Annotated in this window: 16 protein-coding genes and 1 pseudogene; 7 read left to right on the forward strand and 10 right to left on the reverse strand. The window is 63.7% G+C overall.

Annotated features, from left to right (window positions below; translation table 11 throughout):
• Positions 1-63 precede the first annotated feature (63 nt).
• Positions 64-3,012, forward strand: coding sequence for an HD domain-containing phosphohydrolase (locus ACK6AU_RS03770; protein WP_185701645.1), 2,949 nt, complete (start codon positions 64-66; stop codon positions 3,010-3,012).
• Between the two features lie 4 nt (positions 3,013-3,016).
• Here the strand turns inward: ACK6AU_RS03770 and ACK6AU_RS03775 are convergent, their stop codons facing one another.
• Positions 3,017-3,499, reverse strand: a complete 483-nt coding sequence (locus ACK6AU_RS03775; RefSeq protein WP_409297822.1) for a GAF domain-containing protein — start codon at positions 3,497-3,499, stop codon at positions 3,017-3,019.
• Positions 3,496-4,386 carry an ATP-binding protein gene (locus tag ACK6AU_RS03780; protein ID WP_185701643.1) on the reverse strand — a complete coding sequence of 297 codons (891 nt, stop codon included), beginning with the start codon at positions 4,384-4,386 and terminating at the stop codon, positions 3,496-3,498. Before ACK6AU_RS03780 ends, ACK6AU_RS03775 begins: the two co-directional genes overlap by 4 nt.
• Positions 4,387-4,552: 166 nt before the next feature.
• On the opposite strand from ACK6AU_RS03780, the gene ACK6AU_RS03785 reads away from it, so the two are divergent.
• Complete coding sequence (locus ACK6AU_RS03785; protein WP_185701642.1) at positions 4,553-6,874, forward strand: response regulator; 2,322 nt, start codon at positions 4,553-4,555, stop codon at positions 6,872-6,874.
• Here ACK6AU_RS03785 and ACK6AU_RS03790 read toward each other — a convergent pair.
• The 3 genes from ACK6AU_RS03790 to msrB all read right to left on the reverse strand — a co-directional run bounded on the left by ACK6AU_RS03790 (position 6,858) and on the right by msrB (position 8,454).
• Complete coding sequence (locus ACK6AU_RS03790; RefSeq protein ID WP_185701641.1) at positions 6,858-7,319, reverse strand: MarR family winged helix-turn-helix transcriptional regulator; 462 nt, start codon at positions 7,317-7,319, stop codon at positions 6,858-6,860. The genes ACK6AU_RS03785 and ACK6AU_RS03790 overlap by 17 nt on opposite strands.
• Positions 7,316-7,801: a glutathione peroxidase gene (locus ACK6AU_RS03795; RefSeq protein ID WP_409297825.1), complete on the reverse strand. Its 486-nt coding sequence runs from the start codon at positions 7,799-7,801 to the stop codon at positions 7,316-7,318. The genes ACK6AU_RS03790 and ACK6AU_RS03795 overlap by 4 nt, the downstream gene beginning before the upstream one ends.
• 260 nt (positions 7,802-8,061) lie before the next feature.
• Positions 8,062-8,454 (reverse strand): peptide-methionine (R)-S-oxide reductase MsrB, encoded by a 393-nt coding sequence (gene msrB, locus ACK6AU_RS03800; protein WP_022640040.1) that lies wholly within the window; start codon positions 8,452-8,454, stop codon positions 8,062-8,064.
• 224 nt (positions 8,455-8,678) lie between these two features.
• Between msrB and ACK6AU_RS03805 the strand changes: the two genes are divergently transcribed.
• Both ACK6AU_RS03805 and htpX read left to right on the forward strand, forming a co-directional pair.
• On the forward strand, positions 8,679-9,890 hold the full coding sequence (locus ACK6AU_RS03805) for a pyridoxal phosphate-dependent aminotransferase (protein WP_053133119.1): 1,212 nt from the start codon (positions 8,679-8,681) through the stop codon (positions 9,888-9,890).
• A gap of 304 nt (positions 9,891-10,194) precedes the next feature.
• On the forward strand, positions 10,195-11,082 hold the full coding sequence (gene htpX / locus ACK6AU_RS03810; protein WP_185701639.1) for a protease HtpX: 888 nt from the start codon (positions 10,195-10,197) through the stop codon (positions 11,080-11,082).
• Positions 11,083-11,145: 63 nt separating this feature from the next.
• Here the strand turns inward: htpX and ACK6AU_RS03815 are convergent, their stop codons facing one another.
• Positions 11,146-11,811, reverse strand: coding sequence for a thiopurine S-methyltransferase (locus ACK6AU_RS03815; RefSeq protein ID WP_409297828.1), 666 nt, complete (start codon positions 11,809-11,811; stop codon positions 11,146-11,148).
• Between the two features lie 102 nt (positions 11,812-11,913).
• On the opposite strand from ACK6AU_RS03815, the gene ACK6AU_RS03820 reads away from it, so the two are divergent.
• On the forward strand, positions 11,914-12,681 hold the full coding sequence (locus ACK6AU_RS03820; RefSeq protein WP_185701637.1) for a class III extradiol ring-cleavage dioxygenase: 768 nt from the start codon (positions 11,914-11,916) through the stop codon (positions 12,679-12,681).
• An 82-nt stretch (positions 12,682-12,763) separates the two neighbouring features.
• On the opposite strand, the pseudogene ACK6AU_RS03825 reads toward ACK6AU_RS03820, so the two are convergent.
• Together ACK6AU_RS03825 and ACK6AU_RS03830 are read right to left on the reverse strand one after the other, a co-directional pair.
• Positions 12,764-14,471: pseudogene (locus ACK6AU_RS03825) on the reverse strand (DEAD/DEAH box helicase).
• Between the two features lie 486 nt (positions 14,472-14,957).
• Positions 14,958-15,713 carry a spermidine synthase gene (locus tag ACK6AU_RS03830; protein WP_409297831.1) on the reverse strand — a complete coding sequence of 252 codons (756 nt, stop codon included), beginning with the start codon at positions 15,711-15,713 and terminating at the stop codon, positions 14,958-14,960.
• A gap of 160 nt (positions 15,714-15,873) precedes the next feature.
• Here ACK6AU_RS03830 and ACK6AU_RS03835 point away from each other — a divergent pair, with 160 nt between their 5' ends.
• Positions 15,874-17,220 carry a class II 3-deoxy-7-phosphoheptulonate synthase gene (locus ACK6AU_RS03835; protein WP_409297833.1) on the forward strand — a complete coding sequence of 449 codons (1,347 nt, stop codon included), beginning with the start codon at positions 15,874-15,876 and terminating at the stop codon, positions 17,218-17,220.
• 39 nt (positions 17,221-17,259) lie between these two features.
• Here ACK6AU_RS03835 and ACK6AU_RS03840 read toward each other — a convergent pair whose 3' ends face one another.
• On the reverse strand, positions 17,260-18,474 hold the full coding sequence (locus ACK6AU_RS03840) for a winged helix-turn-helix domain-containing protein (RefSeq protein WP_409297835.1): 1,215 nt from the start codon (positions 18,472-18,474) through the stop codon (positions 17,260-17,262).
• A 261-nt stretch (positions 18,475-18,735) separates the two neighbouring features.
• Here ACK6AU_RS03840 and ACK6AU_RS03845 point away from each other — a divergent pair, with 261 nt between their 5' ends.
• Positions 18,736-19,911 carry a diguanylate cyclase gene (locus tag ACK6AU_RS03845; protein ID WP_409297837.1) on the forward strand — a complete coding sequence of 392 codons (1,176 nt, stop codon included), beginning with the start codon at positions 18,736-18,738 and terminating at the stop codon, positions 19,909-19,911.
• A 35-nt stretch (positions 19,912-19,946) separates the two neighbouring features.
• Here the strand turns inward: ACK6AU_RS03845 and ACK6AU_RS03850 are convergent, their stop codons facing one another.
• Positions 19,947-20,162: a DUF1127 domain-containing protein gene (locus tag ACK6AU_RS03850; RefSeq protein WP_053133421.1), complete on the reverse strand. Its 216-nt coding sequence runs from the start codon at positions 20,160-20,162 to the stop codon at positions 19,947-19,949.
• Between the last annotated feature and the right edge of the window lie 97 nt (positions 20,163-20,259).

The following is a 20,259-nucleotide window of genomic DNA, read 5'->3' on the forward strand; positions in this document are numbered from 1 at the left end:
AATGCCCGCCTTAACTATGCTGGATCCTGAGCCAAGCCCGATGTGCCTTTGGAGAGAACTGGAATGCCGAGCACCCCCTTGCCCGCACAACGCCGCTTCCCTCTGCATATTCATATCAGTGTGATGTTCACCCTGTTGCTGCTCATGACCGGGGTGATACTGGGCATCTACAACTACCACGCCACCACCCGGATCATCCTGGGCAGTAGCGAAAAGCTGTTCCAGCGCATTGAGCAGGATGTACGCAGCGACCTGAGATCCACCTACGAACCCATTCGTCATGTACTCAGCCTGCTGGCGACCAGGTCGGCGACCCAGGCCCCCAGGCTGGAGCAGCGGCTGGAACTGCTCCGGCCATTCAGCCAGTCCCTGCTGGACAACCCCGACCTGGCCTCGCTGTACCTGGGTTATGCCAATGGCGACTTTTTCATGGTGCGCCCACTGCGCGACGCCCAGATCCAGCACAAGCGCCAGGCGCCGGCCAACGGCGCCTACGAGGTATGGAGCATCGAACGCGATGCCAGCACCGGCCAGGTCAAGTCGCAATCGTTGTTCTATGACGCGAACCTGGTGCTGCTCGAGCGCCTGGAGCATCCCGACGAACGCTACGATCCACGAACCCGGGACTGGTTCGTCAATGCCCGGGGCGATACCGACCAGATCACCACCCGCCCCTATGTGTTCTATTCCACGTTGAATGTCGGCACCACCCTGGCCCGCAGCAGCGGCAAGATGGCCGTGATCGCCGCCGACCTGACCCTGGAACAACTGTCCTCGACCCTGGCCAAGCATCGAGTCACGCCCACCACCGAAGTGGCCCTGCTGGACGACCTGGGCAACGTCGTGGCCTATCCCGACAGCCAAAAGCTGCTGCTGGAACAGCGCTCCGCGCGCCTGATCAAGGGCAGCGACCTGAGCCCGGTGCTCGATGCCCTGCTGCAAGGGCGGACCGAGGACGGTCGCCTGCAGGCCCTGGATCGCGACTGGATAGTTGCCAGCAGCCATATCGCCGAGGGCGGCCCCGGCGGCCTGCAACTGGACTTGCTGGTGCCCGAGGACGAACTGCTGGCCGATGCCTACCGCCTGCGCTGGCAAGGCGCGCTGATCACCCTCACCACCTTGCTCCTGTGCCTGCCCCTGGGCTGGCTGATCTCGCGCATCCTGGTACGCCCGTTGCGCACCCTGGTGCAGGAAGCCGATGCCATCCGCAGCTTCGACTTCCATTACCCGGCCTCACGCCGCTCACCGGTGCTGGAAGTGGATCAGTTGAGCGTATCCATGACGCGGATGAAGAGCACCCTGGCCAGTTTCTTCGAGATCAATGCCAGCCTGTCCGCACAAACCCGCTTCGACCCACTGCTGCAACGGGTGCTGTTCGAAACAGTGAAGATCGCCCAGGCCCAGGCCGGCCTGATCTACCTCTGCGAGAGCAAGGGATCGCGCCTGGAGCCCCACGGCCTGATCATCGACGGGCAGCCCCAGGACCTGTCGTCGTTCGATATCGCCACCCAGGACCTGGCCGCCGCGCACAACCCGGACTGGCTGCGCCAGCTGGCGGATCACGACAACGTGGTCACCACCCTGGGCTTCGAGCAGGCCGGGAACCTGCAACCTATCCTGCTGGCCCTGGATAGCCCCAGCACCCACCTGGTGGGGATTCGCCTGCGCAACCGTCACCACGAGACCGTGGGCATGCTCCTGCTGTTCCTGGTGGACAGCGGCACCGAGGCGGACCTGGACAAGCTCAGTCCCGATCGCATCGCTTTCATCCAGGCGGTATCGGCCACCGCCGCGCTGTGCATCGAAAGCCAGCGCCTGCAGAACAAGCAGAAGCAGCTGCTGGACTCGTTCATCCAGCTTCTGGCCGGCGCCATCGACGCCAAGAGTCCCTATACCGGCGGGCACTGCCAGCGCGTGCCCGCGTTGACCCTGATGCTGGCCGAGGCCGCCGCGGCCAGCCAGGAGCCGGCATTCGCCGACTACCGACCCAGCGAGGATGAATGGGAAGCGCTGCATGTAGCCTCCTGGCTGCACGACTGCGGCAAGGTCACCACCCCCGAATACGTGGTGGACAAGGCCACCAAGCTGGAAACCCTGAACGACCGGATCCATGAAATCCGCACTCGTTTCGAAGTACTCAAGCGCGATGCCTGGATCGACTACTGGAAGGCCCTGGCCCAAGGGGACGAGGAAGCACTCCAGGCCCGCGAGCGCGACGCCCGGCTACAGGAGCTGGATGAGGAGTTCGCCTTCGTCGCCCGCTGCAACCTGGGGGCGGAGTTCATGGCCGAGGCCGACCAGCAGCGCTTGCAACGCATCGCCCAACGCACCTGGAGCCGCACCCTGGACAATCGCCTGGGGGTCTCGTGGGCCGAGGGCCAGCGCCTGGAGCGCTCACCGGCGCCCAGCCTGCCAGTCATGGAGCCATTGCTGGCCGACAGGCCCGACCACCTGCTGGAGCGCGACAGCTCGGAGCTGTTCGCCGCCGACAACCCCTGGGGATTCAAGCTCCAGGTACCGCTGCACAAATACAACCATGGCGAGCTGTACAACCTGAGCGTTCCCCGAGGCACCCTGACAGCCGAAGAGCGCTACGTGATCAACCACCACATAGTGCAGACCATCATCATGCTCGAACACCTGCCCTTCCCCAGCCACTTGCAGGGTGTCGCGGAGATCGCCGGGGGTCACCACGAGAAAATGGATGGCAGCGGCTACCCGCGCCAACTCAAGCGCGAGCAGATGAGCCTGCCGGCGCGGATGATGGCCATCGCCGATATCTTCGAGGCCCTGACCGCGGCGGATCGTCCGTACAAGAAAGGCAAGACCTTGAGCGAGGCACTGAACATCATGGCCATGATGTGCCGCGATGCCCACATCGACCCGCAACTGTTCAGGCTGTTCATCCGCCAGAAGATCTATCAGCAGTACGCCGAGCGTTTCCTGGCGCCGCAGCAGATCGACGCGGTGGACCAGGCGGCCTTGCTGGGCAAGGCCGGGTTGGACGACTGAGGACTCAGCAGTCGCTGGCGTTCAGGAAGATCTGCGCCAGGCGCTCGATCCCCGCCTGGTCCTCGACGCCGAAGCGCGCCAGGCTCGGGCTGTCCAGGTCCAGTACGCCGATCAACCGGCCATCCTTGACCAGCGGCACCACCAATTCGCTGTTGGAGGCGCTGTCGCAGGCGATATGCCCGGCAAAGGCGTGCACGTCCTCTACGCGCTGGGTCTGCAAGGTCGCCGCAGCAGTGCCGCAGACACCCCGGCCGAAAGGAATGCGCACGCAGGCGATCTGCCCCTGGAACGGGCCGAGCACCAGTTCCTCGCCACGGGCGAGGTAGAACCCGGCCCAGTTCAGGTCGTCGAGCTGGCTGAACAGGAAGGCCGAGAACTGCGCCGCGTTGGCGATGAAGTCGCGCTCATCGGCCAGCAGCGATTCGAGCTGGGCACACAGCAACCCATAACCGTCCAGGCCCTGTCCGGCGTTTTTCAGATCGATCATGCCTTTTGCTCCAGCAGTTGCAGGCCCACCCAATAGCGGGCGAACTGATAGGCGCAGCGACCGTTGCGGTTGCCGCGCCCGGTAGCCCAGCGCACCGCCAGGATGTCCAGCGCTTCGTCGCGCTGCCACTTCAGGCCGGCCTTGCGGGCCAGCTCGCCGATCCAGTGTTCCACCACGTTGAGGAAGTGTTCCTGGGTGAAGGGATAGAACGACAGCCACAGGCCGAAGCGGTCCGACAGGGCGATCTTGTCTTCCACCGCTTCGCTGGGGTGCAGCTCACCATCGACGCGCTTCCAGTTCTCGTTGTCGCTTTCCTTCTCCGGCACCAGGTGGCGGCGGTTGGAGGTGGCGTACAACAGTACGTTCTCCGGAGCCTGCTCCAGGGAGCCGTCGAGCACGCTCTTGAGTACCCGGTAGTCGCCCTCGCCGGACTCGAAGGACAGGTCGTCGCAGAACAGCACGAAACGCTGGGGCAACTTGACCAGTTGCTCCACCACCCGTGGCAGGTCGGCCAGGTGATCGCGCTCGATCTCGATCAGGCGCAGGCCGCCCTTGGCATGCTCGGCCAGCAGGGCCCGGACCAGGGAGGATTTGCCGGTGCCGCGCGACCCCCAGAGCAAGGCGTGGTTGGCCGGCAAGCCGTCGAGGAACTGCTGGGTGTTGCGGGCCAGCTGCTCGCGCTGCTTGTCGACCCCGATCAGGTCGCTCAGGCGCATGTCCAGGCTGACGTCCAGGGGCAGCAGGAAGCCGGTACGACCTTCACGTTGCCAGCGCGCAGCCAGGCACTGGCTCCAATCGATGGCTTGGCGCGGGGTGGGGAGCAGCGGTTCGATCCGGGCCAGGACCGCATCGGCGCGTTCAAGAAATGCATTCAATCGAGCATCCACGACTTTTCCTCAGGCACGTTCAAGGTAATGATGCGGCACACAGATGAAACGCAGTCCTGATCAACGGGTCCAAAGGCCCTGTCAGCTGCTGCCAGGCCAAGCCGGCAACCCAAGATGATCAGCTATGCTTGCGCAGCGAAGGGAAACGAAAGTGGTTCAACTCCCCATGGATATCAAGTTCACCAACCGCCTGTCCTATAAACAGGCCCGGCTCACCGTGGTGGTGGGTTTCATTCTGGGGACCGCGCTCAGTCTGGTGCAAATCGGTATCGATTATGCCAGCGAAGACGCCTCCATCAATCGTGAAATCCACTCGCTGCTGGAAATCAGCCACAACCCGGCCTCACGCATCGCCTACAACATCGACGCCGAGCTGGCCCAGGAACTCACCCTGGGCCTGTTGCGCTCCCCGGCGATCATTCGCGCGCAATTGATCGACAACAACAATACCCTGCTGGCCAACGTCGAGCGTCCGCCGTTGCAGAGCCGCTATCGGGCCATCAGCGACTTCCTGTTCGGCGCCGACCGGCAATTCGAGGATCGCCTCTACCTCAGCCACCTGCCGGAGGAGTCCCTGGGCACCCTGCACCTGGACGTCGACACTTATACCTTCGGCAGCCGCTTCCTGCGTCGCGCCGAAGTCACCCTGCTCAACGGCTTCGTCCGCAGCCTGATCCTCACCGGAATCCTGCTCGGGCTGTTCTACGTGATGCTGACCAAGCCCCTGGTGGGGGTCATCCGCGAACTCAGCAGCCGCGACCCCCGGGGTTCGCAGCAGGCCAAGCTGGACTTTCCCCATGGCCACGAGAACGACGAAGTCGGAGTCCTGGTCAAGGTGGCCAACCAGCAGTTCGAGGTGATGGCCACCGAGATCCAGCAGCGACGCAATGCCGAGAACCGCCTGACCGAATACCTCGGGCAACTGGAGAACATCGTTTCGGCGCGCACCACCGAACTCAAGGCCAGCAACGCCAGACTCAGCCAATCCAACGAGGAGCTGGAAGCCGCCCGGCGGACCGCCCTGGACATGGCCCAGGCCCGCTCGGCCTTCCTGGCCAACATGAGCCATGAAATCCGTACGCCGCTCAACGGCCTGCTGGGCATGATCGCCCTGTCCCTGGACAGTCCGCTGAACCCCGAGCAGCGTCAGCAGCTGTCCATCGCCCACGACTCCGGCAAGGTGCTGGTGGAACTGCTCAACGACATCCTCGACATGTCCAAGTTCGACGCCGGGCAACTGGAGCTCGAACGCATCCCCTTCGATCTCGGGGTGCTGGTGGAAGACACCGCCAACCTGCTGTCGCAGAACGCCGCCGCCAGCGTCGAGCTGACCTGCCTGGTCGCCCCGGACTTTCCGGCGCTGGTGCTGGGAGACCCGACGCGAGTACGGCAGATCGTCAGCAACCTGTTGTCCAACGCCCTCAAGTTCACCCGCTTCGGCCGGGTCGATGTGCGCCTGAGCACCCTGGCCGACGGCGTGCGCATCGAAATCTGCGACACCGGCATCGGCATCGCCCAGGAAGCCCAGGCGAAGATCTTCCAGCCCTATACCCAGGCCGGCGCGGGGATCACCCGCCAGTACGGCGGCACGGGGCTGGGCCTGGCCCTGACCTACAACCTGTGCGAGGCCATGAACGGCCGCCTGAGCATCAGTTCCGAAGTAGGTTTCGGCAGCCAGTTCTGCGCCGACCTGCCTCTGCCCAGCCACACCCCGGCTGCAGTGCCGCCGCGGTTATCGGGCAAGATCATCGCCATCACCGATAGCGGCAGCGGCCTGTCCGAATTGCTGTCGAGCCTGTTGCCGGCCTGGGGCCTGACCTACCAGCGTTGCGACATCGAGGATTCCCTGGCCGGACTCAATCCTGACCTGTTGATCACCGACTGTCCGGAGTGCCTGTTCGGCCTGCGCCCGGCCATCAGCGCCCCGATCCTGCTAGTGACCGCCTACGGCAGCTTCCTGCCCAGCGAGGAGGCCAGCGCCCTGGCTCCGTTGCAGCAACAAGCGCGGCCGCTGGCGCGCAACGCGCTGTACCAGACCCTGCGTCGTTCATTGCAGGCCGAAACGGTCACTCTCAACGATGCGCAGCTGGAGATGCCGGTGCAGATACGCCGGGCGAACATTCTGCTGGTGGAGGACAATCCAGTGAACCAACTGGTGGCCAAGGGCATGCTGAGCAAGCTCGGCTGCGCGGTGACCGTGGCCGTGCACGGGGCCGAGGCCCTCAATCAGTTGGAGCACAGCGATTTCGACCTGATCCTGATGGACTGCAACATGCCGGTCATGGATGGCTACGAGGCCAGCCGGCAGATTCGCCGCAGCGGGCGCTGGCCGGACCTGCCGATCATCGCCCTGACCGCCAACGCCATGCCCGAGGAGCGCGAGCGCTGCCGGGCCGCCGGCATGAGCGACTACCTGGCCAAGCCCTTCAGGCGCGAAGAACTGATCGCCCTGCTGGACCTGTGGGTACCGACTACGAGCAAGCTCTGAGCTGCTGCAACAGGCGGTCGAGCTGTTCGCGCAACGAGCCCAGGCTGTCCAGATCGATGCCGCTTTCGCACAACAGCGCCGCCTTGAGCGGCGCGACCTGCTCGCGCAAGACCAGGCCGGTATCGCTCAGGCTCAGGTGCACCTCGCGCTCATCGCGCCCGGAACGTCGGCGTTGCACCAGTTGCAACTGTTCCAGGCGCTTGAGCAGCGGCGTCAACGTACCGGAATCCAGGGCCAGGCGCTCGCCCAGGGCCTTGACCGTCGGCAGGGGCGGAGGCTGTGCATGCCACTCCCACAACACCAGCATCACCAAGTACTGCGGGTAGGTCAGGCCGAGCTGGTCGAGCATCGGCTTGTAGCCACGCACCACCGCTCGCGAAGCGGCATACAGCTTGAAACACAGCTGGCTGTCCAGTTGCAGCGAAGCCTCGGGCAGATGGTTCATTTGAGCAGGGCTTCGATCTCGCCGGCCAGGTCCTGGGGTTTGGTGGTCGGGGCGAAACGCTTGACCAGCTTGCCGTCCCGGCCGATCAGGAACTTGGTGAAATTCCACTTGATGCCCTGGGAGCCCAGGAGTCCGGTGGCGCGCTTCTTCAACTGGACGAACAGCGGATGGGCACCGGCGCCATTGACCTCGATCTTCTGGAACAGCGGGAAGCTGACGCCGTAGTTGAGCTCGCAGAACGCCGAGATCGCCCCCTCGTTGCCCGGCTCCTGCTGGCCGAACTGGTTGCACGGAAAGCCCAGTACCACCAGGCCCCGATCCTTGTAGGACTGCCACAACTGCTCAAGCCCCTTGTACTGAGGGGTGAAGCCGCATTTGCTGGCGGTGTTGACCACCAACACGGCCTTGCCGGCGAAATCCGCCAGGGTCTTCTGCTCACCCTTGATGGTGGTGCAGGGAATAGTCAGCAACGCATCGGTCATGGCAGCAACTCCATTGAAGGTTGGGAACGGATAAAGGTAGTGCTCAATTAGATTGCATGCAATTTAAATAATGAAAAAAATCGGCTCCATGGAGCCTGATGCCCGTCAGTCAAGCGAGGTGATCCTCCATGGGAGCGAAGCTCGCTCGCGATGGTCGTCAACGCTAGCGCGTATCGACTGGATAAACGCAGCGCTCTGAAGTCCATCGCGGGCAAGCCTCGCTCCTGCCATTTCCTTGGCCGATCGGTCCGTCCTTGCGCCTAGCGGGCCACCAGGTCCAGGCACACGGAGTTGATGCAGTAGCGCAGGCCGGTGGGCGGCGGGCCATCGGGAAATACATGACCCAGGTGCGCATCGCACTTGGCGCAGACCACTTCGGTGCGGATCATGCCGTGGCTCAGGTCACGGATCTCGATCATCGCGCTGTCGGCGATGGGCTCGTAGAAGCTCGGCCAACCGCAACCGGAATCGAACTTGGCCCTGGAGTCGAACAGCGGCTCGCCACAGCAGACGCAGTGGTACACCCCATCGGTCTTGGTGCCGTTGTACTTGCCCGAGAACGGGCGTTCGGTGCCCTTGAGCCGGCAGACGTTGTATTGCTCCGGATCGAGCATCGCCCGCCATTCTTCCAGGGTCTTTTCCAGCTTTTCCATGGTCCTTCCTCTGCTGCGGAAAAAGCCCGATCTGTATCTTTTCCACGGATCGGGCGGCACGTATGATTGCGCCTCGTCAGACGCCAGTCTGGCAGCCGCGCTACACCCATTCAAACGGATTTTGCCGCAGCCGGTGCGGGCTACAGCCTGGTGTAGGACGGCAGGATTCCCAGTACGGTAGTTCATCCTCCGCCTGGATCGTTCATTTTCGGGAACACATCGCCATGCAGGTCAGCAAATCGAACAAGCTCGCCAACGTCTGTTATGACATTCGCGGCCCAGTGCTCAAGCACGCCAAACGCCTGGAAGAGGAAGGCCACCGCATCCTCAAGCTGAACATCGGCAACCCGGCGCCCTTTGGCTTCGAGGCGCCGGACGAGATTCTCCAGGATGTGATCCGCAACCTGCCGACCGCCCAGGGCTACAGCGACTCCAAGGGCCTGTTCAGTGCGCGCAAGGCAGTGATGCAGTACTACCAGCAGAAGCAGGTGGAAGGCATCGGCATCGAGGATATCTACCTGGGCAACGGCGTGTCCGAGCTGATCGTGATGGCCATGCAGGCCCTGCTCAACAATGGCGACGAAGTGCTGGTCCCGGCCCCCGACTACCCACTGTGGACCGCCGCGGTCAGCCTGGCCGGTGGCAACCCGGTGCACTACCTGTGCGATGAACAGGCCAACTGGTGGCCCGACCTGGCCGACATCAAGGCCAAGATCACCCCGAACACCAAGGCCCTGGTGATCATCAACCCGAACAACCCCACCGGCGCCGTGTACCCCAGGGAAGTGCTGCTGGGCATGCTGGAACTGGCGCGCCAGCACAACCTGGTGGTGTTCTCCGACGAGATCTACGACAAGATCCTCTACGATGACGCCGTGCATATCTGCACCGCCTCCCTGGCCCCGGACCTGCTGTGCCTGACCTTCAACGGCCTGTCCAAGTCCTACCGCGTGGCCGGCTTCCGCTCCGGCTGGGTGGCCATTTCCGGTCCCAAGCAGCATGCCCAGAGCTACATCGAGGGCATCGACATGCTGGCCAACATGCGCCTGTGCGCCAACGTGCCCAGCCAGCATGCGATCCAGACCGCCCTGGGCGGCTACCAGAGCATCAACGACCTGGTCCTGCCGCCTGGCCGCCTGCTGGAGCAGCGCAACCGCACCTGGGAACTGCTCAACGACATCCCCGGCGTAAGCTGCGTCAAGCCCATGGGCGCGTTGTATGCCTTCCCGCGGATCGACCCGAAGATCTGCCCGATCCACAACGACGAGAAGTTCGTCCTCGATCTGCTGCTCTCCGAGAAGCTCCTGGTCGTGCAAGGTACTGCCTTCAACTGGCCATGGCCGGACCACTTCCGGGTAGTGACCCTGCCCCGGGTCGACGACCTGGAACAGGCCATTGGCCGGATCGGCAACTTCCTCAAGTCCTATCGTCAGTAATTTCTCAAACGCAGTGCGATCTTTCGCGGATCGCATTGCGATTAATTCAGCAACACATCTTCACTGACCTTCCCCGGCCCCCTTCTACTAAGCTTGCACTTTCCGTCGTTACCACTGTCACAGCGTCTGCGTCGCAGCCTGACGACGAGCGTCCGTGGCGATCGGTCATGACCTTGCAATATCGCAGTCATGTCCCGCCCCATGCGACACAGTTTGAAATAGAAGCCGTATTGAATCGGTGTTTGCCGCACCTTATATACCCCGCGGAACGCTACATCTTTAGCTTGAGGAGATTTCTACAACCATGATGCGAATCCTGCTGTTTTTGGCCACTAACCTTGCGGTCGTGCTGATTGCCAGCATTACCCTGAGCCTTTTCGGCTTCAACGGGTTCATGGCGGCCAATGGGGTTGATCTGAACCTCAATCAGCTGCTGATTTTCTGTGCGGTCTTTGGTTTCGCCGGCTCGCTGTTCTCGCTGTTCATCTCCAAGTGGATGGCGAAGATGAGCACCAGCACGCAGATCATTACCCAGCCGCGCACCCGCCATGAGCAATGGTTGTTGCAGACCGTTGAACAACTGTCCCGCGAAGCCGGCATCAAGATGCCCGAAGTGGGGATTTTCCCGGCCTACGAGGCCAATGCCTTCGCCACCGGCTGGAACAAGAACGATGCCCTGGTGGCTGTCAGCCAGGGGCTGCTGGAACGGTTCTCGCCCGATGAAGTGCGGGCCGTGCTGGCCCACGAGATCGGCCATGTCGCCAACGGCGACATGGTGACCCTGGCATTGATCCAGGGCGTGGTGAACACCTTCGTGATGTTCTTCGCGCGGATCATCGGCAACTTCGTCGACAAGGTGATCTTCAAGAACGAGGAAGGCCAGGGCATCGCCTACTACGTGGCGACCATCTTCGCCGAGCTGGTCCTGGGCATCCTCGCCAGCGCCATCGTCATGTGGTTCTCGCGCCAACGCGAATACCGCGCCGACGAAGCTGGCGCCCGCCTGGCCGGCACCAATGCGATGATCGGCGCCTTGCAGCGCCTGCGTTCCGAGCAGGGCCTGCCGGTGCACATGCCCGATACCCTGAATGCCTTCGGCATCAACGGCGGTATCAAGCAAGGCCTGGCCAGGATGTTCCTGAGCCACCCGCCGCTGGAAGACCGCATCGACGCCCTGCGCCGTCGCGGTTGATCCACACTCCGGCAACAACAAGAAGGGCGACGCGAGTCGCCCTTTTTCATGGCCCCGGAAAGCTCAGCAAGTGCCGGTCTTATCCAGGCGGTAGACCCGTTCCACCAGCCGGGTGACCCCGCCCTGGAGGAACTTCCAGCTTTCACCGAGGATGTCGCGCTCGGTCTCCACCTGCAGCTGCCAGCTACCTTCCAGGCTCTCGCGCACCTCATCATCCAGCACGGCGAATGGCGGTCCGTCGAGCTGCGCCTGGTCGTAGTCCATGGTAATCAGCAGGCCACGGCTACCCTGGGGCAGCAAGCCACTGATGTGCGCGACATAGCGCTGGCGCATCTGCCGCGGCAGGGCAATCATCGCCGCGCGATCGTACAGGGCCGTGCAGCCGGCGATATCCTCGGCGGCCAGGGCGAAAATGTCGCCGCACCAGAGCTGGATCGACCCATGGGCATAGACCTTGAACGTGCCTTGCTGGCTGATCTGCGGCTGCAACTGGTGTTCGCGGAAGAAATCCTCCACTGCCTTCTCCGACAGCTCGATCCCCAGCACCTGATGCCCGCGACTGGCGAGCCAGGCCAGGTCCAGGCTCTTGCCGCACAGCGGTACCAGCACACGGGCCTGGTCAGCGAGTCCAAGCCCCGGCCAGTACTGCTGCAGATAAGGATTGACCTGCGCCAGGTGGAAGCCGATCTGGTCGCGCTCCCAGCGTTTGTGCCAAAAGTCTGCTTGCATGGAATGTCCTTGGAATTCGATCAAAAAGCCCTAAAACTTATATTAGATTTAGATCAATGATCTAATTGAAGATTGCGCATCTTAACCCTCAGGACCTTCTTCATGCTTCCCAGCCTGTTCATTTCCCATGGTTCTCCCATGTTGGCCCTGGAGCCCGGCGACAGCGGCCCCGCCCTGGCCCGCCTGGCGGCGCAGCTACCCCGGCCGCGGGCGATCCTGGTGGTGTCGGCCCATTGGGAAAGCACCGACCTGCGGGTCAGCGCCCATCCGCATCCGCAGACCTGGCATGACTTCGGCGGCTTCCCCGCCGCCCTGTTCGCCGTGCAATACCCAGCGCCTGGCGATCCCGAGCTGGCCGCCCTGGTCGTGCAATTGCTGGCGGCCAATGGCCTGCCGGCGCGACTCGACGAGCAACGGCCCTTCGACCATGGCACCTGGGTCCCGCTGTCGTTGATGTACCCGCAGGCGGACATTCCGGTGGTCCAGCTGTCGCTGCCCAGCCAGCAGGGCCCGGCCTTGCAGACCCGCATCGGCCAGGCCCTGGCCAGCCTGCGCGAGCAAGGCGTGCTGCTGATCGGTTCCGGCAGCATCACCCACAACCTGCGGGAACTGGACTGGCATGCCGGCCCGGAAAGCGTCAGCCCCTGGGCCCAGGCCTTTCGCGATTGGATGATCGACAAGCTGGCCAGCGACGACCAGGCCGCGCTGCATGACTACCGGCGACAGGCGCCCCATGCCGTACGCAGCCACCCCAGCGACGAACATCTGCTGCCGCTGTATTTCGCCCGGGGCGCCGGTGGCGCATTCAGCCTCGCCCACCAGGGTTTCACCATGGGCGCGCTGGGCATGGATATCTACCGCTTCGGCTGAAGCGCGGGTAAATCCCGGGCAAAAAAAATCCCCGGACCAGCCGGGGATTTTTCATGCGTGATCGATCAGCCCAGGGAGCGGATCAATCCTCGCGGTAGCGACGCAGCTTGAGCTGCTTGCCGGCAACGCGAGTGTCCTTGAGCTTGGCCAGCAGGCGGTCCAGACCATCTTCCGGCAGCTCTACCAGGCTGAAGCTGTCGCGTACCTGGATACGGCCGATGGCTTCACGGGCCAGGCCACCTTCGTTGAGGATCGCACCCAACAGGTTCTTGGCGGCGATGCCATCACGGGCGCCCAGGGCGGTACGGCAACGAGCACGACCTTCGGCCAGCGGAGCCGGAGCGCGACGCTCGCGATCACCGCGATCAGGACGGTCACCGTAACGCTCGGAACGCTCGCCACGCGGGGCATTGTTCGGCACCAGCGGACGCTCTTTCTCGATGGTTGCCAGATCCAGCGCCTGGCCATTGGTGGCCTTGCGCAGCAGGGCCGCGGCCAGTGCACGCGGGCTGCAACCGATGTCGGCGGTCAAGCGGTCCAGCAGGTCGCCATGGCTCGCCTCGGCGTCGGCTACCAGTGGCGCCAGGCCGTTGGTCAGCTTCTTGATGCGCGCATCGAGCACGGCCTGGGCGTCCGGCAGGCGGACTTCAGCCACTTTCTGCCCGGTCACACGCTCGATCACTTGCAGCATGCGACGCTCGCGTGGAGTCACCAGCAGCAGCGCACGGCCTTCGCGACCGGCACGACCGGTACGGCCGATACGGTGTACGTAGGATTCCGGATCGTAAGGCATGTCCACGTTGAATACGTGGGTGATGCGCGGTACGTCCAGGCCACGGGCGGCGACGTCAGTGGCCACGACGATGTCCAGGCGGCCATCCTTGAGGGAGTCGATGACGCGCTCACGCTGGTTCTGGGCGATATCGCCGTTCAGCGCGGCGGCCTTGTAGCCCTTGGCTTCCAGGGCGCTGGCCAGGTCCAGGGTCGCTTGCTTGGTGCGCACGAACATGATCAGGGCGTCGAAGTCCTCGACTTCCAGCAGGCTCAGGACCGCGCCGGTCTTCTGATCGGCGTGAACCAGCAGGTGGGCCTGCTCGATCGCGGTGACGGTCTGGGTCTTGCTCTGGATCTTGACGTGCTTCGGATCCTTGAGGTGACGCTCGGCGATCGCACGGATCGACTGCGGCAGGGTGGCCGAGAACAGTACGGTCTGGCGGGATTCGGGCATGGCCTTGAAGATCACTTCCAGGTCATCCATGAAGCCCAGCTTGAGCATTTCGTCGGCTTCGTCGAGAACCAGGTGGTTCACGGTGGCCAGGACCTTCTCATCGCGACGCAGGTGGTCGCACAGACGGCCCGGGGTGGCGACAACGATCTGTGCGCCATTACGGATTGCCTTGAGTTGCGGGCCCATCGGCGCACCGCCGTAGACGGCCACAACGGTCACGCCCGGCATTTGCTTGGCGTAGGTTTCAAAGGCGGTTGCTACTTGTAGCGCCAACTCGCGGGTTGGGGCCAGGATCAGAGCTTGCGGCTCGCGCTTGGACGGATCGATGCGGTGCAGGATAGGCAGGGCAAAGGCAGCGGTCTTACCGGTACCGGTTTGCGCCTGGCCAATCATATCGTGACCGGCGAGGATGATCGGGATCGATTGCTGCTGAATGGCCGAAGGCTCTTCGTAGCCGGTGGCGACTACTGCAGCAACAATACTGGGATGAAGTTCAAGAGCGGCGAAGCCGCCGATTTCCTGGGTCATGGGTCTGCCTCTAAGTGCATCCGCAAAGACCCATGCTCCAAAGCTGCGCATGCCGTGTAAGACTCGATGAGTCACCCTGGCAGCTTTGTCGGCGGGGATTTGCGAAAACGATTGAAAGAAATGAACGTCAAGGATAGTCCGCGAAGCGGACAAGCAGCCGAAGCTGACTTCGGGGAAATGCGTTACCTAAACGAGGCCCTGCTAAAGGCCGGCGCGCACTATACCGGAATTACTCAAAAAAGGGAGTTTTTTTTGTCGGAAAAATCCGCCAAACCCCCGACTACCACAGGCTTTGCGCCGTTTCGGAAGGCCGGCCATCGGGCTCGAACCCAAGCGTATTCGGGCCCCTGGCTTAAACGGTTCACCTCGTGACGCCAAGCCACTGCGGCAAACTGCCTCGCCTGCTGCAGAGAATGGCGTCCGGATCTCCCGGGCCACGGTGCCACTTGCGCGATGCAAGCACGCCGTGGCTTGTCGCCCCCCGGCGAGCCTGGCCGCCAGCACTGCCGGACGCATCCGCTCAGCTGGCGGGCCGGATGTCCTTGATCAGCGACTGCAACGAATACCCCAGGCGCGGTGCCAGGGCCTCGGCCCGGGCGACCAGGCCCGGCATGTCGAGCTCCTGCTCCAGGTCGGCCGGCACGATCAGGATCACGTTGCCCTCCTTCACCGGCAGCTCCCAATAGTGGCGGTGATAAAGACCACGCAGCAATGCGGCGCCCAGGGGCTTGCCGTCATCGGTGGCCCACTGGTTGATCACCAGCCAGCCACCCGGATTGAGGCGTTTCTGGCAGTTCTCCAGGAACCCCCAGGCCAGGTGCCCGACGCCCGGGCCGACATCGGTATACAGGTCGACGAAGATCAGGTCGGCGGGTTCGGCGCTTTCCAGCAGTTCCAGGGCATCGCCGATCCTTATATATAGACGCGGATCATCGTCCAGCCCCAGGTATTCGATGGCCAGTCGCGGCACGTGCGGACGCAATTCGATGGCCTCGACGTCCTCCAGCGGCAAGAACTTCAAGCACGCCTGGGTCAGGGTGCCGGCACCAAGCCCAAGAAACAGTGCACTCTCCGGTGCGTCATGACACAGCGCGCCGATCAGCATGGCCCGGGTGTAGTCGTACTCCAGCCAGCTAGGATCGGCGGTGAACACGCAACTTTGCTCGATGGCCTCGCCGAATTCGAGGAAGCGGTAATCGGCCACTTCCATGACCCGGATCATGCCGAACTCGTCGTGAACCTCGGCCAGTACGCGTTCGACGCGTTCCTCAGTCATTTCATCTCCTCGTCGCCCGGGCCGGGAACCTTGCCAGGGCGCTAAACCTGCCGCTCGGTGGCGAGCGCAAAGGCGCGATTGTCGACCAAGGCGCAGGAGCAGGTCACGCACTAATTTGCTGCTAACATGCCCATCCCAACGTAAAGCATGCGAGTCTGCGATGAGCCAACCCTGGAGCCCCGACAGCTGGCGCGCCCTGCCGATCCAGCAACAACCCCACTACCCCGACGCGGCACACCTGCTCAAGGTCGAGCAGACCCTGGCCAGCTACCCGCCCCTGGTATTCGCCGGGGAGGCCCGGGAGTTGCGCCGCCAGTTCGCCGAAGTCACCCAGGGCCGGGCCTTCCTGCTGCAAGGCGGGGATTGTGCCGAGAGCTTCGCCGAGTTCTCCGCGGCGAAGATCCGCGACACCTTCAAGGTGCTGCTGCAGATGGCCATCGTCATGACCTTCGCCGCCGGCTGCCCGGTGGTCAAGGTCGGGCGCATGGCTGGCCAGTTCGCCAAGCCACGCTCGGCCAACGACGAGACGGTCAACGGCGTGACCCTGCCCGCCTACCGCGGCGATATCGTCAATGGCATAGGTTTCGATGAAAAGAGCCGGGTACCGGACCCGGAGCGCCTGCTGCAGTCCTACCACCAGGCCACCGCCACCCTCAACCTGCTGCGCGCCTTCGCCCAGGGCGGTTTCGCCGACCTGCACCAAGTGCACAAGTGGAACCTGGACTTCATCGCCAACTCGGCCCTGGCCGAAAAGTACAGCCAACTGGCCGACCGCATCGATGAAACCCTGGCCTTCATGCGCGCCTGCGGCCTGGACAGCTCGCCGCAACTGCGCGAGACCAGCTTCTTCACCGCCCACGAAGCGCTGCTGCTCAACTACGAGCAAGCCTTCGTCCGGCGCGACAGCTTGACCAACGACTACTACGACTGCTCGGCGCACATGCTGTGGATCGGCGACCGTACCCGGCAACTCGATGGCGCCCACGTGGAGTTCCTGCGCGGGGTGAACAACCCGATCGGGGTCAAGGTCGGGCCCAGCATGAACAGCGACGAGCTGATCCGCCTGGTCGACATCCTCAACCCGGACAACGACCCGGGCCGGCTCAACCTGATCGTGCGCATGGGCGCCAACAAGGTCGGCGACCACCTGCCACGGCTGATCCGCGCGGTGGAAAGCGAAGGCAAGCGGGTGCTCTGGAGTTCGGACCCGATGCACGGCAACACCATCAAGGCCAGCAGCGGCTACAAGACTCGCGATTTCGCGCAGATCCTCACCGAGGTCAAGGAGTTCTTCCAGGTGCACCAGGCCGAAGGCAGCTATGCCGGGGGCATCCATATCGAAATGACCGGGCAGAACGTCACCGAATGCATCGGCGGCGCCCGCCCCATCACCGAAGATGGCCTGTCGGACCGCTACCACACCCATTGCGATCCGCGAATGAACGCCGACCAGTCGCTGGAACTGGCATTTCTGATCGCCGAGACCCTGAAGCAGGTCAAGCGCTAGGCTCGGCCACAGCGCCGCGCCAGCTATCGTGCGCGGCGCTCAGGCCAGGACCTGGTGCAAACGCCGTGCCCCCTCGCGCTGACAATTGAGCTGGATATCCGCCAGCCCCAACCAATCCGCCATCTGCCGCAGTTGCCCGGCCAGGGCCTGGATGCCCTGCTCGTCCAGGCCGGGGGTTTCCTCGTGCACCGCATGCACCGCCAGGCGCCCCTGGGCCCGCTCCGCCCGCAGATCGACCCGCGCGGCGATACGCTCTTCATGCAGGAACGGCAGCACGTAGTAGCCATAGACCCGCTTGTGTTGCGGTGTGTAGATCTCCAGCCGATAGCGGAAATCGAACAGGCGCTCGGTGCGGCTGCGCTCCCAGATCAGCGAATCGAAGGGCGACAGCAAGGCACTGGCAGCGACCTTGCGCGGCACCTTGGCCTCGGGCAGGCAATAGGCTGGCTGGCGCCAATCCTGAACCTGGCAGGCCAGCAACTGGCCGTCTTCGAGCAATTCGCCCAACCGGGCACGACTGTCCGCCGGATCGAGGCGAAAGTAATCGCGCAGGTCCTTTTCCGTGGCCACGCCCAGGGCCCGCGCCGCCAGCAACAGCAGTCGGCGCTGGGCCTGGGCCTCGTCCGGCAGGGGCTGGTGCAGAATCGCCTGGGGGATCACCCGCTCCGGCAAATCGTACAAGCGCTCGAAACCACGACGCCCGGCCACCGTCACTTCCCCGGCGGCGAACAGCCACTCCAGGGCATGCTTCTCTGCGCTCCAGTCCCACCATGGGCCCGCCCGCTCCTCACGGGTGGACAGGCTGCCGGCGCCCAGGGCGCCTCGTTCCTGGACGGCGGCCAGGACCCGGCCGATGGTCGCCTGGTGTTCGTGGCCAAAACGCGCCAGCTGCGAATAAATGCCCCGGCCCTGGCTGGCCCGCCGCATTCGCCAGCGCATCAGCGGGTACATGGACATCGGCAACAGCGACGCCTCGTGCCCCCAGTATTCGAACAAGGTACGTCGCCGTCCCTGGCTCCAGGCGGCCTGGTCCAGCAACTGCTGTGGATAACTTCCAAGGCGGGAGAACAGCGGCAGGTAATGGGCACGCACGAGGGCGTTGACCGAATCGATCTGCAACAAGCCCAGGCGCTCTATCTGCTGGTTGAGTCGTGCGGCCTTGATCGTCGCTGGCGGCTGGCGACCGCCAAACCCCTGGGCGGCCAAGGCCAGTCGACGAGCCTGCTTGAGGGAAAAGGAATGGGCTGCGGTCATGGGATGCTCCTTGTCAGCCCGCACGCTAACGCAGCCACGCTCCACTTGAATAGCCGCGCGCCAGACATTTTCGCGACACCGGCCTACCCGGACGGCCATCGATAGCAACGCACTCGCCCGCAGCCGCAAGCTCGCCGCCATCGCAGCGCACCCGTTACTGCGCTCTTCTGTCGCCGTTCTGGCTACAATCGCGCCCACTAATGGCAATTAGCCGCATCGGCGGTTGTTTTCCGCTTCGCCCTTGCTGACGAGAACCTGGATATGACGCTGCATCTCCCCACCTTGCTCGTGGTATCCGTGTTCATCTTCTTCCTGATGGGCCTGCTGACCTTGCACGCCTGGCTGCGGGAAAGCCGCGAACGGCCATTGGCCTACCTGGGCAGCATGATGCTGCTGGCATCGGTCGGCGTGGTGCTGGTGAGTTGGCGCCATCACGGGGCGCATTGGGTTCCCGTCGTGCTCGGCAACGTGGTCCTGCTGTTTAGCGCGGCCCTGAACTGGACGGCGATGCGGGTCTTCGCCGCACGCGAGCCCCATGTCCCCGGCATGCTCGCCGGCGCCGGCCTGTGGCTGGCCCTGTGCCTGGTCCCGGCCTTCCATGCGTCGATGCCGGTGCGGGTCACGGTGTACTCGCTGCTGGCGGGTGGTTATGGAGCACTGACAGCCCTCGAATTCTGGCGCAGTCGACGGAGCCTGGAAGTGGCCTACCTCCCGGCCCTGGGACTGACCCTGTTGCATACCTGCTTTTACGCCGTGCGCAGCGTCATCGATCAGGGCGTCGGGCTGGCCCAGGCCCTGGATGGCCAAGGCGAGGGTGTACCGTTCTTTTCGTTCATGCTGTTCGAATCGATGGTCTACGTGATCGGCATCGCCTATATGACCCTGGCCATGGTCAAGGAACGAGCGGAAAGACGCTTCAAGGCCGCGGCATTCTGTGATGCCCTGACAGGGATCGGCAATCGCCGGGCATTCATGGCCAACGGCGAACGCTTGCTGGCCGGTTGCCAGCGGCACGGCGCGCCAGTGTCGCTGCTGTTATGCGACCTGGACCACTTCAAGCGCCTGAACGACACCTTCGGCCACCAGACCGGCGATCAGGCGCTGATCGCCTTCAGCCAGGTATTGGTGCACACCTTGCGCGCCAACGACGCCTTCGGCCGTATCGGCGGCGAGGAATTCGCCTGCCTGTTGGCAGCGGTGGATGAACAAGAGGCGGTACGGGTGGCCGAGCGCATCCGCGAGACCTTCGCCGGCCTGACACTGCTCGAACCCGGGCTGCTCAGCGTCAGCATCGGCGTGGTGACCAGCCAGGGCCGGGACTATGACCTGTCGCGCCTGCTATCCCAGGCCGACGAGGCGCTGTACGACGCCAAGGGCAAAGGCCGCAACCGGGTCCAAACCCTGGCACGGCCCGCCCTCGAACTACCCGTGCACTGAAACGACACGCCGCTGGCCAGCGAACCTGCGGGCACTCATTTCAATAGTGGATCGTCCCAGAACGGGCGCGCCCGTTCGTGCTCCACATCCGCCCGGGACAAGCCGATGTCCTTGAGCGCCTCATCGTTCAAGCCGGCCAGCATCCGCCGCTCATGACCCAGGACGTACCAGCGCGCGACCTTGTGCCACAAGGCCGCGAGCGAGAAGCCGTGGAACGACTGGACCAACAGATAACCCTTTTGACCTTTCATCATCTTGTCCTCCTGTGGGATGACGACAGTGTCTGCCTGGGCAAATAATCAATCCAACGAATGTTTCTTATGCTCTACATCTCAGAATTTGATGGAT

Origin of the sequence: Pseudomonas sp. KCJK8993, from assembly GCF_046230915.1 — a bacterium.
GTDB classification, from domain to species: domain Bacteria; phylum Pseudomonadota; class Gammaproteobacteria; order Pseudomonadales; family Pseudomonadaceae; genus Aquipseudomonas; species Aquipseudomonas piscis.

Excerpts from the sequence above, each read along its gene's own strand:
- ACK6AU_RS03770 (WP_185701645.1), top strand. The coding sequence starts at position 64 with ATGCCGAGCACCCCCTTGCCCGCACAACGCCGCTTCCCTCTGCATATT.
- ACK6AU_RS03775 (WP_409297822.1), bottom strand. The coding sequence starts at position 3,499 with ATGATCGATCTGAAAAACGCCGGACAGGGCCTGGACGGTTATGGGTTG.
- ACK6AU_RS03785 (WP_185701642.1), top strand. The coding sequence starts at position 4,553 with ATGGATATCAAGTTCACCAACCGCCTGTCCTATAAACAGGCCCGGCTC.
- ACK6AU_RS03790 (WP_185701641.1), bottom strand. The coding sequence starts at position 7,319 with ATGAACCATCTGCCCGAGGCTTCGCTGCAACTGGACAGCCAGCTGTGT.
- ACK6AU_RS03795 (WP_409297825.1), bottom strand. The coding sequence starts at position 7,801 with ATGACCGATGCGTTGCTGACTATTCCCTGCACCACCATCAAGGGTGAG.
- msrB (WP_022640040.1), bottom strand. The coding sequence starts at position 8,454 with ATGGAAAAGCTGGAAAAGACCCTGGAAGAATGGCGGGCGATGCTCGAT.
- ACK6AU_RS03805 (WP_053133119.1), top strand. The coding sequence starts at position 8,679 with ATGCAGGTCAGCAAATCGAACAAGCTCGCCAACGTCTGTTATGACATT.
- htpX (WP_185701639.1), top strand. The coding sequence starts at position 10,195 with ATGATGCGAATCCTGCTGTTTTTGGCCACTAACCTTGCGGTCGTGCTG.
- ACK6AU_RS03815 (WP_409297828.1), bottom strand. The coding sequence starts at position 11,811 with ATGCAAGCAGACTTTTGGCACAAACGCTGGGAGCGCGACCAGATCGGC.
- ACK6AU_RS03820 (WP_185701637.1), top strand. The coding sequence starts at position 11,914 with ATGCTTCCCAGCCTGTTCATTTCCCATGGTTCTCCCATGTTGGCCCTG.
- ACK6AU_RS03830 (WP_409297831.1), bottom strand. The coding sequence starts at position 15,713 with ATGACTGAGGAACGCGTCGAACGCGTACTGGCCGAGGTTCACGACGAG.
- ACK6AU_RS03835 (WP_409297833.1), top strand. The coding sequence starts at position 15,874 with ATGAGCCAACCCTGGAGCCCCGACAGCTGGCGCGCCCTGCCGATCCAG.
- ACK6AU_RS03840 (WP_409297835.1), bottom strand. The coding sequence starts at position 18,474 with ATGACCGCAGCCCATTCCTTTTCCCTCAAGCAGGCTCGTCGACTGGCC.
- ACK6AU_RS03845 (WP_409297837.1), top strand. The coding sequence starts at position 18,736 with ATGACGCTGCATCTCCCCACCTTGCTCGTGGTATCCGTGTTCATCTTC.
- ACK6AU_RS03850 (WP_053133421.1), bottom strand. The coding sequence starts at position 20,162 with ATGAAAGGTCAAAAGGGTTATCTGTTGGTCCAGTCGTTCCACGGCTTC.